Origin of the sequence: Streptomyces sp. NPDC050211, from assembly GCF_040656035.1 — a bacterium.
Lineage (GTDB): Bacteria > Actinomycetota > Actinomycetes > Streptomycetales > Streptomycetaceae > Streptomyces.
This window is the reverse complement of sequence record NZ_JBFALC010000059.1, coordinates 47571-61054: the sequence shown is the minus strand read 5'-3', so window position 1 is coordinate 61054 and position 13484 is coordinate 47571. Positions and strand designations below refer to the sequence as shown.

General features: G+C 70.3%; 14 protein-coding genes and 1 pseudogene. 9 read left to right on the top strand and 6 right to left on the bottom strand.

The features are described 5' to 3' along the window. Nucleotides 1-221 precede the first annotated feature (221 nt). Nucleotides 222-548 (top strand): hypothetical protein, encoded by a 327-nt coding sequence (locus AB0I98_RS38945; RefSeq protein ID WP_362950146.1) that lies wholly within the window; start codon nucleotides 222-224, stop codon nucleotides 546-548. A 28-nt stretch (nucleotides 549-576) separates the two neighbouring features. Here AB0I98_RS38945 and AB0I98_RS38940 read toward each other — a convergent pair whose 3' ends face one another. Together AB0I98_RS38940 and AB0I98_RS38935 are read right to left on the bottom strand one after the other, a co-directional pair. Next, nucleotides 577-819 carry a twin-arginine translocase TatA/TatE family subunit gene (locus tag AB0I98_RS38940; protein WP_362950144.1) on the bottom strand — a complete coding sequence of 81 codons (243 nt, stop codon included), beginning with the start codon at nucleotides 817-819 and terminating at the stop codon, nucleotides 577-579. An 18-nt stretch (nucleotides 820-837) separates the two neighbouring features. After that, on the bottom strand, nucleotides 838-1413 hold the full coding sequence (locus AB0I98_RS38935; RefSeq protein WP_362950143.1) for a TerD family protein: 576 nt from the start codon (nucleotides 1411-1413) through the stop codon (nucleotides 838-840). Nucleotides 1414-1579: 166 nt separating this feature from the next. Here AB0I98_RS38935 and AB0I98_RS38930 point away from each other — a divergent pair, with 166 nt between their 5' ends. Then, complete coding sequence (locus AB0I98_RS38930; RefSeq protein WP_362950142.1) at nucleotides 1580-1969, top strand: BlaI/MecI/CopY family transcriptional regulator; 390 nt, start codon at nucleotides 1580-1582, stop codon at nucleotides 1967-1969. Between the two features lie 6 nt (nucleotides 1970-1975). Next, a complete protein-coding gene (locus AB0I98_RS38925) occupies nucleotides 1976-2908 on the top strand; it encodes a M56 family metallopeptidase (RefSeq protein ID WP_362950140.1) in 933 nt (310 codons plus the stop codon). 61 nt (nucleotides 2909-2969) lie between these two features. Here the strand turns inward: AB0I98_RS38925 and AB0I98_RS38920 are convergent, their stop codons facing one another. Both AB0I98_RS38920 and AB0I98_RS38915 read right to left on the bottom strand, forming a co-directional pair. Continuing rightward, nucleotides 2970-3425 carry a TerB family tellurite resistance protein gene (locus AB0I98_RS38920; RefSeq protein WP_362950139.1) on the bottom strand — a complete coding sequence of 152 codons (456 nt, stop codon included), beginning with the start codon at nucleotides 3423-3425 and terminating at the stop codon, nucleotides 2970-2972. Between the two features lie 62 nt (nucleotides 3426-3487). Further along, a pseudogene (locus AB0I98_RS38915) lies at nucleotides 3488-3895 on the bottom strand (hypothetical protein); the annotation flags it as partial. 218 nt (nucleotides 3896-4113) lie between these two features. On the opposite strand from AB0I98_RS38915, the gene AB0I98_RS38910 reads away from it, so the two are divergent. Both AB0I98_RS38910 and AB0I98_RS38905 read left to right on the top strand, forming a co-directional pair. Then, nucleotides 4114-5451, top strand: coding sequence for a hemolysin family protein (locus AB0I98_RS38910; protein ID WP_362950137.1), 1338 nt, complete (start codon nucleotides 4114-4116; stop codon nucleotides 5449-5451). Further along, nucleotides 5448-6470, top strand: a complete 1023-nt coding sequence (locus tag AB0I98_RS38905; protein WP_362950136.1) for a hemolysin family protein — start codon at nucleotides 5448-5450, stop codon at nucleotides 6468-6470. The genes AB0I98_RS38910 and AB0I98_RS38905 overlap by 4 nt, the downstream gene beginning before the upstream one ends. Before the next feature lie 34 nt (nucleotides 6471-6504). Here the strand turns inward: AB0I98_RS38905 and AB0I98_RS38900 are convergent, their stop codons facing one another. Then, entirely contained in the window at nucleotides 6505-7476 is a 972-nt protein-coding gene (locus AB0I98_RS38900; protein WP_362950134.1) for an NAD(P)-dependent alcohol dehydrogenase, read from the bottom strand. A 116-nt stretch (nucleotides 7477-7592) separates the two neighbouring features. Then, on the bottom strand, nucleotides 7593-8522 hold the full coding sequence (locus AB0I98_RS38895) for a LysR family transcriptional regulator (protein ID WP_362950132.1): 930 nt from the start codon (nucleotides 8520-8522) through the stop codon (nucleotides 7593-7595). Nucleotides 8523-8641: 119 nt separating this feature from the next. Between AB0I98_RS38895 and AB0I98_RS38890 the strand changes: the two genes are divergently transcribed. From AB0I98_RS38890 to AB0I98_RS38875, 4 genes are all read left to right on the top strand, one after another. Then, on the top strand, nucleotides 8642-9133 hold the full coding sequence (locus AB0I98_RS38890; protein ID WP_362950131.1) for a DoxX family protein: 492 nt from the start codon (nucleotides 8642-8644) through the stop codon (nucleotides 9131-9133). After that, on the top strand, nucleotides 9130-10362 hold the full coding sequence (locus AB0I98_RS38885) for a trypsin-like peptidase domain-containing protein (RefSeq protein ID WP_362950130.1): 1233 nt from the start codon (nucleotides 9130-9132) through the stop codon (nucleotides 10360-10362). Before AB0I98_RS38890 ends, AB0I98_RS38885 begins: the two co-directional genes overlap by 4 nt. A 44-nt stretch (nucleotides 10363-10406) precedes the next feature. Further along, on the top strand, nucleotides 10407-11441 hold the full coding sequence (locus AB0I98_RS38880) for an SDR family oxidoreductase (protein WP_362950128.1): 1035 nt from the start codon (nucleotides 10407-10409) through the stop codon (nucleotides 11439-11441). 582 nt (nucleotides 11442-12023) lie between these two features. After that, a complete protein-coding gene (locus AB0I98_RS38875) occupies nucleotides 12024-13016 on the top strand; it encodes an immunity 49 family protein (RefSeq protein ID WP_362950126.1) in 993 nt (330 codons plus the stop codon). Nucleotides 13017-13484 lie beyond the last annotated feature (468 nt).

Here is a 13484-nt window from a genome sequence, read left to right as displayed (position 1 = left end):
CCGAGGATGCTCGACTACCGCAAGGGTGACCACGGCCCGTTCGTGCCCTACATCGGTGACTGGAGCGAGAACATCAAGTCCGGGAAGATCCAGAAGGCGCGAGCGCTGCCGGACGCGGGAGACGTTCCGGCACCGCTGCGCGACATCACCCGCGCCTGGGGGTATCCGTGTTGAGCGACATGTCCGACGTGAAGTGCCGATGTACGTGCCCGGGAGCCACGGTGTGGGTCACCGGGCCGACGGCCGCCGACCGGCGCGGCGCCGCCTACGCCCTCGCCGAACGCCTGCTGGCCGAACAGCACCGGGTAGAGGTGCTCGACCGCCTCAACGGCCACGATACGAACCCCGAACGCATCGGCCTGATGGCCGAGGTACTGGCCCGCAACGGCATCGTGGCGATCGTCCCCTGCGCCGAAGAGGGCGTACCGACGGTGCGGGAACGCCACGCGGCGAGCGGCACACGGTACGTCGAGGTGTGCGCCTCCGTGCAGCCGGAGTGCGCGGAGACTGCGGAGGCGGTCCACGGCCTGCTGACCGGGCGAGGCTGAGAAGAATTCCGCCTCAGCCCCGCAGCCGTTACTGCCCCGTGCCCGGCGGCTGAGGCGCCTCCGGGGCGGCGGGGGTGGCGGTCTCTCCCTTGATCACACGGGGTGCCGTCTGCTGCTCGTCCGGTTTCTGATCGTCCTTCAACGCCCGGCGCTCCGCCTTGAGGACGCGCGCCGCCTTGCCCGCCGAGCGAGCCAGATCGGGCCCTTTCTTGGCGGCAAGTACGGCTATGACGACGATGAGGATGACCGCGATTTCACTCAGCCCGAACATGTCGCTCGCCCGCCCGCGTCAGACGCCGACGCCGAAGTCGGAGGCGATGCCCGCCAGGCCCGAAGCGTATCCCTGGCCGACCGCGCGGAACTTCCACTCGGCGCCGTTGCGGTACAGCTCGCCGAAGACCATCGCGGTCTCGGTGGCCGCGTCCTCGGACAGGTCGTAGCGGGCGATCTCGGCGCCGTCGGCCTGGTTGACGACGCGGATGAAGGCGCCCCGGACCTGGCCGAAGCTCTGGCCGCGATTCTCGGCGTCGTGGATGGACACCGGGAAGACGATCCGGTCGACCTCGGCCGGTACGCCCGCCAGGTTCACCTTGACGACCTCGTCGTCACCCTCGCCCTCACCGGTGAGGTTGTCGCCGGTGTGCTCGACGGAGCCGTCCGGGCTGGTGAGATTGTTGTAGAAGACGAAGTGGCGGTCGGAGAGGACCTTGCCGGAGGTGTCGAGCAGCAGGGCGGAGGCGTCCAGGTCGTAGTCGGTGCCCGTCGTGGTGCGCACGTCCCAGCCGAGTCCGACCAGGACCGCGGTCAGACCCGGTACCTCTTTGCTGAGCGAGACGTTGCCGCCCTTGGACAGGGAAACACCCACTGTTTTCCTCCTGGCTGAGATTCCGATCTAGGTTCCGCCGCCGTAGAATCTACAGCATTGTAGAAATTATGGAAGGTGGGATCCGGACGCGAGGGCACGATGTGATCCCCGGTGTCCTTACGATGGACCGCTTGTGGCGTACGCGGCAGCGGAAGGGAGACAGGGCGTGACGGAGGATCACCGGCGTCCCCGGCGACGGGGGCAGGGCGAGCTGGAGGTACAGGTCCTCGCGGCCCTGCGGGAGGCCGACGGACCGGCGACCGCGGGCTGGGTGCAGGAGCGGCTCGGCGGCGACCTCGCCTATACGACGGTGATCACGATCCTGACCCGGCTGCTGGCCAAGGGTGCGGTGACCCGGGAGCGCGCCGGCCGGTCGTTCGCCTGGACGTCGGCCTCGGACGAGGCGGGCCTGGCCGCACGGAAGATGCGCAAGGTGCTGGACGGTGAGCAGGACCGCGAGGCGGTGCTGGCGAGCTTCGTCACCGCACTCGACCCCGATGACGAGCGGCTCCTGCGTGAACTGCTGGGTCAGCCGAAGGCCGAAGGGGAAGACTGAAGCCTCATGGGGGTGTTCGTCTTCCTGCCGCTGGTACTGCCGCTCACGGCCTGGCCGATCGCACGGCTGGCCGAGCACCATCTACACCCGCGCATCGCCACCCGCCTGCTCACCGGCGTGGCCGGCGTCATGGCCCTGTGCAGCACGGTGTGTCTCGGCCTGCTGATGGTCGTCGGCACCGCCCAACTCCCCGGCAACCCGCTGCCGGACGGCTGGTCGGACCCGGAGGTGCGGGAGGCCGTTCCATACGACGAGGTGGCAGGCAAGGCAGCCATCCCTGCCCTGATCGCCGTGGCCGTGGTGTGCGGCCGGACGCTGTGGCGGCACGGCCGGGCACGCCGCCGCGCCCACCGGGCCCTGGCCGGGCTGCCCGGTACGGAGGTCGCGGTGCTGCCCGACGACGTGCCGTACGCGTACGCCCTGCCCGGCGGCGCCCGTGATCGCATCGTGGTGACCACTGCGCTGCTCTCCGGCCTCCAACCCGCCGAGCGGCGCGCCCTGTTCGCCCATGAACGGGCCCATCTCGCCGCCCGTCATCACAGATTCCTGCTGGTCGCGCAACTGGCGGCCCGCGCGAACCCGTTCCTGCGTCCGCTGCGTACTGCGGTGACGTACACGACCGAGCGGTGGGCGGACGAGGAGGCGGCCCGCGTCCTCGGCGACCGCCGCACCGTGGCGCGCGCGATCGGCAAGGCGGCACTGGTCTCCCGTGCCGCCCCGATCCCCACGCTCGCCGGTTTCGCGTCCCCCGGACCGGTGCCGCGCCGGGTGGCGGCCCTGCTGGGCCCCGCTCCTGCTCCCCGGAGCTGGCCGTCCGTGTTCACGGCGGTGGGCGTGGCCGCGTGGACGGCCGCCGCGGGTACGGCCGTATCAGCGCTGTCGTCCGCCAACTCCGCGGTGACGATGGCCCTCATCCTGCACGCGGCGACACCGCTCTAGCCCCGGACAAGGGTCAGAGCGGCGTCGCCCGCACGCAGAAGCCCCAGAGAACCCAGGGGTCTCAGAGATCGAACTCGTGCGGCGGCAGGTCCAGCGCGAAGCACGCCTCACGTACCACCGCCTGCTCCGTCTTGTCGAAGTCGCCGTCGGCGCCGCCGATCACGATGCCGATCTGGATGACCGCCCGCGCCTCGGCGGGCTTCTTCTTCGCCTTGGCGATCTCTTGGAGGACGCTCACCTTGCCGAGGGCGAAGTCGGCGGTCAGCTTGTTGAGGTTCTCCTCGAAGCGCCGCTGCAGGTCCGTCGCGTCGAAGTTCTGCAGCACCTCGTTGGTGGCGATCAGCTGGGCCACGCGCTGCCGCTCGGAGGGGTCGATGGTGCCGTCGGCGGCGGCGACCAGGGCGCACATCGCCATGCTCGCGTCGCGGAAGGCGCCGCTCTTGAGGTCGTTCTTCTTCGCCGTCAGCTGGGTCTGCATCGTCGATGCGGACTCCTTGATGCGGTCCCACAGGGCCATGAGAACTCCATACGTGTTGTGAGGTGTGCCCGGACCGGCGTGGTCCGGGCAGCCGCAATCCTCTACAGCAATGTAGAAGCTATCAGGGGCGGGTACTCCTCTTCTTCGTCGCCCTCGAAGAAGTCGCCGACCTCGTCCACCACTTCGGCGCGACCATGCCGCCGACGACCCCGACAGCCAGCCCGGCTGCGCCCGCCGCAACGGCGGTGCCATGCCCGGGCGGTGCCTTCATGTCCGTACGAGGCGTGCGAACCGTACGACGCCCGGTGCTCGACCAACTGCCGGATCCAGCCGTCGACCTCGGCGTTCCAGTCCCGGGTGTCGTGATGGCCGACGGTGGGCAGCGGTCCCACGGTCAGCTGGTCGAGGTCGCCCTTGTCACTGAACGGCACTTCTCGCTCCGCGCCCGCCGAGAGCCGGAAGCCCCCGCCGACCACGAACCGGTCGAAGACGACGGTCCCCTCACTCTCGCGGCGTCCACTCCTTCACGAGCGACTGCATACGTCCGTCACGTGCGGAACATCCGGGACGGCCCGCACGTTCTCTACAAGCGAGTAGAAGCATAGAGTGGCTTACATCCACCCGACGTACCGAAAAGGAGCCAGAGTCCCGCAATGGGTGAGCCTCCCAGTACCGGCCGTGCCATGCCCTGCCCAGGTCACAGACTTGAGGGAACGGGGGTGGCACGGTGACCGAGGTCCTGCTACTCCTGCTGGCCCTCCTTCTCACACTGGCCTGCGCGCTGTTCGTCGCCGCCGAGTTCTCGCTGACCACCGTCGAGCGCGGTGACCTGGAGCGGGCCGCCGCGGCGGGCGAGCGCGGCGCCGAGGGCGCGCTGAAGGCCGTACGCCGTCTGACCGTCCAGCTGTCCGGCGCCCAGCTCGGCATCACCGTCACCTCGCTGGTGATCGGCATGCTCGCCGAGCCGTCGCTGGCGGCGCTGCTGCGCGGCCCGCTGAAGGCGATCGGCCTGGGCGGCGCGGCGTCCACCGTCGCCACCGTGCTGGGCGTGGCCGTGTCCACCGTTGTACTGATGGTGGTCGGTGAGCTGGTGCCGAAGAACTGGGCGATCTCCCGCCCGCTGGCCGTCGCCAAGGTGGTGGCGGGCCCGCAGCGCGGGTTCACCGCCGCCTTCGGCCCGTTCATCCGCCACCTGAACAACACCGCGAACCGTTTCGTACGCCGCTTCGGACTGGAGCCCGCCGAGGAGCTGGCCTCCGCCCGCAGTCCCGAGGAACTGGTCGCGCTCGCCGAGCACTCCGCCGCCGAAGGCGCCCTGGAGGCAGACTCCGCCGAGCTGTTCGTGCGCACCCTGCATCTGAGCGAGCTGACTACCGAGAACGTGATGACCCCGCGGGTCGACGTCAAGGCGCTCGAAGCGCACGCGACGGCCGCGGACGCCGCGAACCTCACCTACGCCACCGGCCTGTCCCGCTTCCCGGTCTACCGCGACAGCCTGGACGAGGTCATCGGCAGCGTCCACATCCGCGACGTACTCGCGCTGGCGCCGGAGAAGCGCGCGGTCACCCCGGTCACCGAGCTGGCCACCACACCCCTGCTGGTCCCCGACAGCCTCACTGCCGACCGGCTGCTGCAGCGGCTGCGCTCCACCCGCACCATGGCCGTGATCATCGACGAGTACGGCGGCACGGCGGGCGTGGCGACGATGGAGGACATCGTCGAGGAGGTCGTCGGCGAGGTCCGCGACGAGCACGACCCCGTCGAGGTGCCGGACCTGCAGTCCGCGCCCGCCGCAGCTGACGGCCGCGCGGCCTGGGAGGCGGACGGCTCCGTCCGCATCGACCAGCTCACCGCGATAGGACTGACGGCACCGGACGGCCCGTACGAGACCGTGGCCGGCCTGGTCGCCACCCACCTCGCACGCATCCCCGCCAAGGGCGACGTCCTGGACCTGGACGACGGTTGGCGACTCGATGTCCTCGACGTCGACCACCACCGCGCCGACCGTGTCCGTATCACCGCACCGGCCCGCGTGCCGGCTCAGGCTGGGGAGGAGTCCCGATGACCGTCCTGCAACTCGCCATCGGCGCCCTGACCCTGCTGACCAACGCCTTCTTCGTCGGCGCCGAGTTCGCCCTGATCTCCGTACGCCGCAGTCAGATCGAGCCGCGCGCGAAGGAGGGCAACACCCGGGCCCGGATGACCATGTGGGCCCTGGAGCATCTCTCCGCGATGATGGCCACGGCCCAGCTCGGCATCACCGTCTCCTCGCTGGTGCTGGGCGCCGTCGCCGAACCGGCCATCGCCCACCTGCTGGAACCCGGCTTCGAGGTGGCCCACCTCCCGCACGGCCTGGTGCACCCGATCGCGTTCGTCATCGCGCTGACCGTGGCGACGTATCTGCACATGCTGATCGGCGAGATGGTCCCGAAGAACATCGCGCTGGCGGCACCGGTCCCGACCGCGCTGCTGCTCGGCCCGCCGCTGGTGGCCCTCACCCGCGCGCTGCGCCCGTTCGTGTTCGGCATCAACGCCTTCGCGAACATGCTGTTGAAGCTGCTGCGGGTGGAGCCGAAGGACGAGGTGGAGTCCGTCTTCACCGACGACCAGCTCGCCCGCATGGTCGTCGACTCCAGCGCGGCCGGGCTGCTCACGCCCGCCGACGGCGAACGGCTGCGTGACGCGTTGGAGTTGGGTACCCGCCCGGTCGGCGAGATCCTCGTCCCGGCGCAGCAGATGCGCACCGTGGATCACACCGTCACCCCGGCGCGGCTGGAACGGACTGCCGCCGAAGCGGGCTACTCCCGCTTCCCGGTCACCGGCGCGGACGGCACCCTGCTCGGGTATCTGCACATCAAGGACACCCTGGGCATCGCCGACCGCGACAAGCCGTTCCCGCGCGACACACTGCACCCGGTCACCCGCGTCCGCATCGACACCCCGCTCGACGACACCCTCACCGCCCTGCGCGCCGACGGCAGCCACCTCGCCGCGGTCACCGGCGAGAAGGGCGCCGTCCTCGGCTTCGTGACCATGGAGGACGTCCTGTCGGAGCTGGTCGGCCCGGCACCCGCTACCGCCTGAGCACCGGCCGTGGCGTACCACTCACCATGGTCACTCAGATGGCCACGACGAGCTTGCCCTTGGGGTGCCCCTGCTTCAGATGGCGGATGGCCGCGGGTGCCTCGGAGAGGGGGTACGCGCGGTCGACGGTCGGGGTGATCCGGCCTTTCTCGGCGAGGTCTTTCAGGGTCAGGAGGTCCTCTTGGCGGCTGAGGGAGACGAGGTTGCGGAGGTTCTGGGCGATGAACGGCGAGAGCAGGACGGCACGGAGACCACGGCTCATGCCGCCGAAGAAGCTGCTTCCTCCCTCGGCGCCGACGATGACGAGGGTGCCGCGCGGCGTGAGGGCTCGGCGGAGTACGGGCAACGGCCGTAGCCCCGCGTTGTCGATGATGACGTCGTAGCGGTGCGGGTTGTGGTCGGTGATGTCCTCGCGCGTGTAGTCGATGACGTGGGTGGCGCCGAGGGACCGGACGAGATCCGCGCCGGCGGGGCCGCAGACGCCGGTGACCTCGGCGCCGTACATCGTGGCGAGCTGGACCGCGTACGTTCCGACGCCGCCGGACGCGCCGATGACGAGGACCCGCTGACCGGGCTGGGGGCGGGACTTGCCACTGAGGGCCTGGAGGGCGGTCATGCCGGAGACGGGGAGGGCGGCGGCCTGCTCGAACGTGAGGGTGGCGGGCTTGAGCACGATCTTGTCGGCCTTGGCCCGCGCGTACTCCGCGAACGAGCCCTCGCAGTTGCCGAACACCTCGTCCCCCGGCTTGAATCCGGTCACCTTGGCCCCGACCGCCTCGACCCGCCCGGCCCCGTCCCAGCCGCATACGGGATTCTTCGGCTTACGAAGTCCGAGCGCGACCCGGGCCACGTACGGCCGCCCGGTCATCACATGCCACACCTCGGGCCCCACCCCCGCGGCACGCATTTCGACGAGCACCTCGTCGTCGCGGGGTACGGGCCGCTCGATGTCACGCAGTTCCAGCAGATCTTCCGACCCGTACGCATCCTGAACGATCGCCTTCATGTTCCGAGCATCCCGGCGGCTCGAACGCCTGACCAGATTCCTGAGTACGATCTTGGGGCGGGGCACGATGAGTTTCCCTACGGCGGACGCCCTACTGCCTGATCGCTGCCGCGCTGTCAGCCGGCGATGCTCTGGGGCTGGTGGAGGCGGGTCGCGGTGTGGACGAACTGGGCGACATGGTGCCTGCGTGAGCCCTCGAACCAGGCGATCGCGATCGTGTAGGGGGTGGCGTCGATGACGGGTCGGTAGGCGATGTCCGTGCGCGGGTTGGCCTCGGCCAGGGACTGTGGAATCAGTGCGACGGCCTGTCCGAGGGCCACGACTTCGATCAGCTGGCTGGGATCGCTGACCAGTGGTCCGGGCGGGGCCGAGTCGGCGTCGGGAACACCGGACTGGCTTCGTGTCGCCGTGCGATCACGCCCGGACCAGTACGCGTGCTCTGCCGGTGTCATCCGCGGCCAGTGCGGTATCGGCTCGTCCTCCAGGTCGCGGCAGCGCAGTTCGTCATGTCGAGCGAGCGGGTGGGCGGCTGGCAGGGCGGCGACCCTGCGTTCGGCGGTCAACGGCTCGACATCGAGCCCGCGTTGGTCGAAGTAGGAGCTGAGCAGCGCCAGGTCCGCCCGTCCGTCGCGGATCATGTCCGCCTGGTCACGGTAGCCGCTGACCACGATCTCGACGCGGGCGGCGCCGGGCAGTGCGGTGTAGGCGTCCACGATGCGTTGGAGCATGCCGGTGGCGATGCCCGGCTTGGCGGTCACCACCAGCGTGGGTGTTGTCAGTGCGGCGCGGTGGGCTCTGCGGTTGATCCCGGCGAGCACATCGAGTGCGAACCGTGCCTCGTCCAGCATGCTCTTGCCGAAGTCGGTCAGCGCGACCCGGTGGGTGTTGCGGTCGAACAGGTCCGCGCCCAGGCGCCGTTCCATCTGGCTGATGGCCCGCGACAGCGGAGGCTGCGCCATGCCGAGGCGTTTGGCGGCGCGGGAGAAGTTGAGTTCCTCGGCCACTGCGACGAAGTAGCGCAGTTCACGCACGTCCAGGCCCTCCATACCCACAGAGTATAAGCCCGTATCAAATCGGTCTTTCCGTCCGAACCGTCGCCGGTGCTGGAGTGGGTGCAGGGCGAGCGTCGAAGCCGCCGGGCCCACGCCAGACGAAGGGGAACGTCATGAATCTTCCGCACCGCCGGCTTTCCGGCGAGAACGCGCACCATCTCGCCTCCGACATCGGCCTTCTGTTGTTGCGCCTCGCGGTCGGCGCCGTCTTCATCGCGCACGGTTGGGGTGACGCGTCCCAGGCCGGTGGCGCGGGTGCGAACGTCGCGAACTACCGGGACGCCGGTATTCCGTTGCCGGAGTTGAGTGCCTGGTTCGGTGCCTACATGCAGTTGATCGGCGGGATCGTGGTCCTGTTCGGGGCGCTCACCAGGCTGATCGGTGGCGGTTTCGCGGTGGTGATGGCCGGCGCTTTGATCTTCGTGCATCGCGGTGAGCCCTTGGTCATGGGTCAGGACGGCAGCGGCTCCGGGTTCGCGTTCATCATGCTCGCGGCCTCCCTCGCGCTGCTGGGTACGGGCGGGGGCCGGTTCAGCGTCGACCGGGTGTTCGCCGGTGGGCAGACCCGCTCCGGCCGTTCCGCACGTATCGGAGCCACCCGGTGATACCTGAGTTCATCGCTCGGGCCACCCGCGCCGCAGCGCTGATCACCGGCGCCGTGCTGGCGGTGGCCGCGTGCACCGGCGGAGGTGACACCGGGACGGGCACCGGCAGCACGGCGCCCGCACCCTCGGCGCAGGGCGGTGACGATCTGCTGGCCAGGCTGCGGGAGGGCGGCTTCACGGTCGTCATCCGGCACGCCGCCACAGACCAGTCCCGTCCGGACGATCCTGCCGTCGACCTGGAGGACTGCTCCACCCAGCGCAACCTCTCCGACGAGGGGCGCGGCGACGCACGGGCGATCGGCCGCGCCGTCAGCCGGCTGGACATTCCCGTCGGAGAGACCTGGGCCAGCCCGTACTGCCGCAGCAGGGACACCGCCCAACTGGCCTTCGGCCGATTCGAGGTGGTGCACGGCCTCGAACGGCTCTACCCACAGCGGGATGAGCAGGCCGACCGGCGTTTGAACCAGCGCATCCAGGATCGGGCACCCCATGCGGACGAGCCGAACCTGATCATCGTCAGTCACGGGGTCTACCCGAGCGTGCTGGCCCCCGCGGTCACGCTCGACGAGGGAGAAGCGGCTCTCTATGCCCGCGCGGGCAACGGATTCGAACTGGTCGACCGGGTCGATCCGCGCGCGTGGGCCGAACTCGGTCCGGAGGCGGCCGAGTTGAGCGGCGGCCCGGCGCGGGCGAGGGACAGCGTGGTCGCGCTGGAGGGGCCGGGCGGCACCGGTTCGGCGTTCCGCGTCGCCCTGCCCGGCATCCTGGTGACCAGCGCCCAACTGGTCGCGAACGCGCGCGAGGTCACCGTCGTACTGCCGGACGGCAGTCGGCGGGCTGCACGCGTGCTCGGCAGGGAACGCGGTGTCGACATCGCCGCGTTGCGCGTCGCGGACGACTCCGGCCTGGCGCCGCTGCACTCCGGTTCCGGGCTGTCCGAGGCGCGCACCGGGGACCGGGCGCTTGCCATCGGCGCCTCCGGCGCGGTGACCGTCGGCCCGATCCGCACGCTGGGCGACCCGGTGGCGGTGGACGGCGGCGGCGAACTGGAGGCGATCCGCATCGACGCGGAAGTGCCCACAGCCAGCGCGGGCGGGCCCTTGGTCAACGAGGACGGCGACGTGCTCGGCGTGCTCACCACGGCGACCGGTGCGAGCGATGGCGGCGGCGTCGCGATCCCGGTCGACGTCGCGCGTAACGCCGCGCTGGGGATCGTGCGCGGCAACTGACTGCAAGAAACCAGGCGCACACCACTACGAGTTGGAGGGACGTCATGACACGAGCGCACATCGAGCGGAGAAGGGTCCTCGGAGCCGGAGGAGCCCTCGCGGCCGGAGCAGCCATCGGGGTCGGCGGCGGCCCGCCGACCGGAGGGACCGCGGCGGCGGAAACCGCCGTGCCCCCGACAGCGGCGCGCGGCGACCGGAAGGTCGTGCTGATCACCGGCACCAGCAGCGGCTTCGGCCACCTGACCGCGCTCACCCTGGCCCGCGCGCGACACCACGTCTTCGCCTCCATGCGCGACACGAACGGCGCGAACGCCGAAGTGGCCCGGCGACTGCGCAGCACCGCGGCCGAGGAGTCGCTCGCCCTTGACGTCGTCGACATCGACGTCCGGCACGACGCCTCGGTCGAGCACGGCGTGGGCAGAGTTCTGCGGCGCGTCGACCGGATCGACGTCCTGGTCAACAACGCCGGCTACTTCTACCCCGCGCTCCTGGAGACGATGACGATCGACGACGTGCGCGCGATGTTCGACACCAACGTCTTCGGCCACCTGCGGATGAACCGCGCGGTGCTGCCCGCCATGCGGACGCAGGGTGAGGGCCTGGTCGTGCAGACCACCACCGCACTCGGCAGGTTCGTCTTCCCCTTCATGGGCGCATACGTCGGGACGAAATGGGCCATGGAAGCCATGGCCGAGGCCAGCCGCTACGAGCTGAGGCGGCTCGGCGTGGACGTAGTCATCCTCGAGCCCGGCGCCTACAACACCGATCTGGTCGATCCCAACGGCGTTGGGTACTACCGGCGGTATCTCCACCGGCTCAGCCGCGAGGACGCCCGGCGCCGTGCCGCGTACGGCGACCTCGCTCAGCGCACCGAGGGGCATCTCGTCGAGGAGCCCGGCCTGCCCGACAACCAAGAGGTCGCCGACGCGATCGCCTCCCTGGTCGAGACCCCGAGCGCCGAGCGACCCGTACGCCTGCTCGTCGCGGGCGCGGCGGACTTCCTGGGCGAGATACACGGCGTACACGAGCGCTTCCAGCGCGAGGTCATGGAGGGCTCCGGATTCGCGGACCTCCTGTAACCCCGGGGGCCGGGCGAGCGGGCAGCGCTCACCAAGGTTCGTCGGCTGGTCCGGGCTGGGGAGCCGAGGGAACCCGGCGTCCCCCCGAGACGACACCCGGGCCCTCAACCTGCCCGACCCTGGCCATCGACAACGAAAAGCGCCGCCGACTCCGTCGACGGCCCAGGGTCGTTGCATGATCGCGATCTGTCCGGTTCTGTCAGGCGAGGCCGGGGCTGACAGCGGTCGGCGGTAGCGTCAACATCTGGGAATTCACGAAGCGATTCTGGGTTCGCGCCGCCAATGCAAGGCGTTCCGAACTCCGCGGTTGCCTTTTCCGCCAACGAGCAAGGCTTCTGAATGGTCGCAACAGGTCTAGGTGTTTCTGGCTGTTCCTCTGGTGGGACAGCCCGGGTGGAAGCCGAGGACCGCGTCATGCAGGACGCGCAAACATGTAGGTCGAATGGGGTCTGACTCTTCGGGGCCAGGCCCCTTGATCTTTACTGTGCTGGATAGGTGCTGGACCCTCTGACCTCTAGTGCTGTCAGTGCCCGTTGATAACGTGCTTCGTCCAGTCGTGGAGTTCATGAAGGGACGGGGTACGTGCGGAATGTGGCATGCCATCAGGTCGGCGAGCAGCGGTTGGCCGAGGCGCTCGACGACATCGACGGGCGGGCCTACACGCGGTGGCACTCGCTGCGGTACGGCAGCATCTCACCGACGCTGATCCGGGCCATGGCGGACGAACTGCTCGACCATGTCGCCGCGCGAACGGTGATGGAGCCGGGGCTCGACGCTGCGGCCGGCACGGTCGCCGTCACCGCCGCGGAGTGTGTGCACGGAGTGCTGAGCATCATGTGCTTCCCGAGCGGGGACCAGGAACTCCGGTTCCCCCTCGTCGGGGAGCGGATCAGCACGGACCCGGACGACGACGAGTTCGGGGACGGGCCCATCACCTTCCGGGACGTCGTCAAGGAGGCGCCCACCGCGCGGACCTGGCTCGACATGTTCGAGATGTGTGTCGTCAGCGGGCATGTGTGGGACAGGGAGCGGGGCACCGGGCTGCTGCTGCGCGGCGACTACGCGCCCGCCATCCGTGACGGCGTGCCCTACAACCGGTACACCTCCGTCTCCGACCCCGCCGACCTCGCCGCCATGGACGCCCTGTGCCCCTATCTCACCGAGGCGGCCGGGCATCTGCCCCGCGACTGGCCTACGGTTCCGCTGCGCAAGCCGGACGCCGGGGAGCGCGCGGAGGCCGCCCGGCGGCTCGACGAGGTCGGCGACGCGCTGAGCGCGGACCAGCGGCTGCTCCGCGTACTCCTCGACGACGACCAGCACGCCTTCGAGGACGCCCTCGTCGCCCGGCTGGTCGCGTACCGGGAGAGCGTCGAGGCCGATGCCGGTGATCCCGCGCCCCGGTCCCTCCTCCCCCTCGGCCCTCTCGCCCTGGCCTGCCTCGCCGTCCAGGTCCATGGGTGGGAACTCGGTGTCCGGTCCGGGTATCTGCCGCACGGTCTGCTGGGATCGCCGGACGCGCTGCGCCGGGCGGCGGAGGGGAACCGGAACAACTTTGGCTGCCGGGCCGCCAAGTAGGCCACCCGGGGTGCGGAAGTGGGCCTGGCCCGACATCCGGGACATCGTCGTGGAGACGGACTCGTCCCCGCCGAGGCAGTGCGTGCGTCCGTGGGGGCGCGGCGGAGTTTGGGCAGCAGGGCGGGTAGGTCGCGTCCGGTCAGCAGCCAGGCGCCGGCACCGGCGAGCAGCAGGCCGAAGGGCGGATGGTCTCCCGGGTGTCCGTCGACGTCGAGCCCTTGAAGGATCTTCGAAGTCCGCTGCGGTGTAGGTCCGGATCTTGTCCTTTGAGAGACGGTGGCCCGAGGCGGGCCCGCCGGATGCTGTTGCCGGCGCCGGCGTCTGCTGCCGCCAATTCCAGGACGCGTGTCAGATGGTCGGATTGGGTGAGGCGAACCGGCGTGAGCCGCCCCCGCCCGTCGTGGCGGTGACCCGAGAGAGCAACCCGGTGCTTCGCTGGCCAAGCACGGTCGCACCCCGCGACCGTGC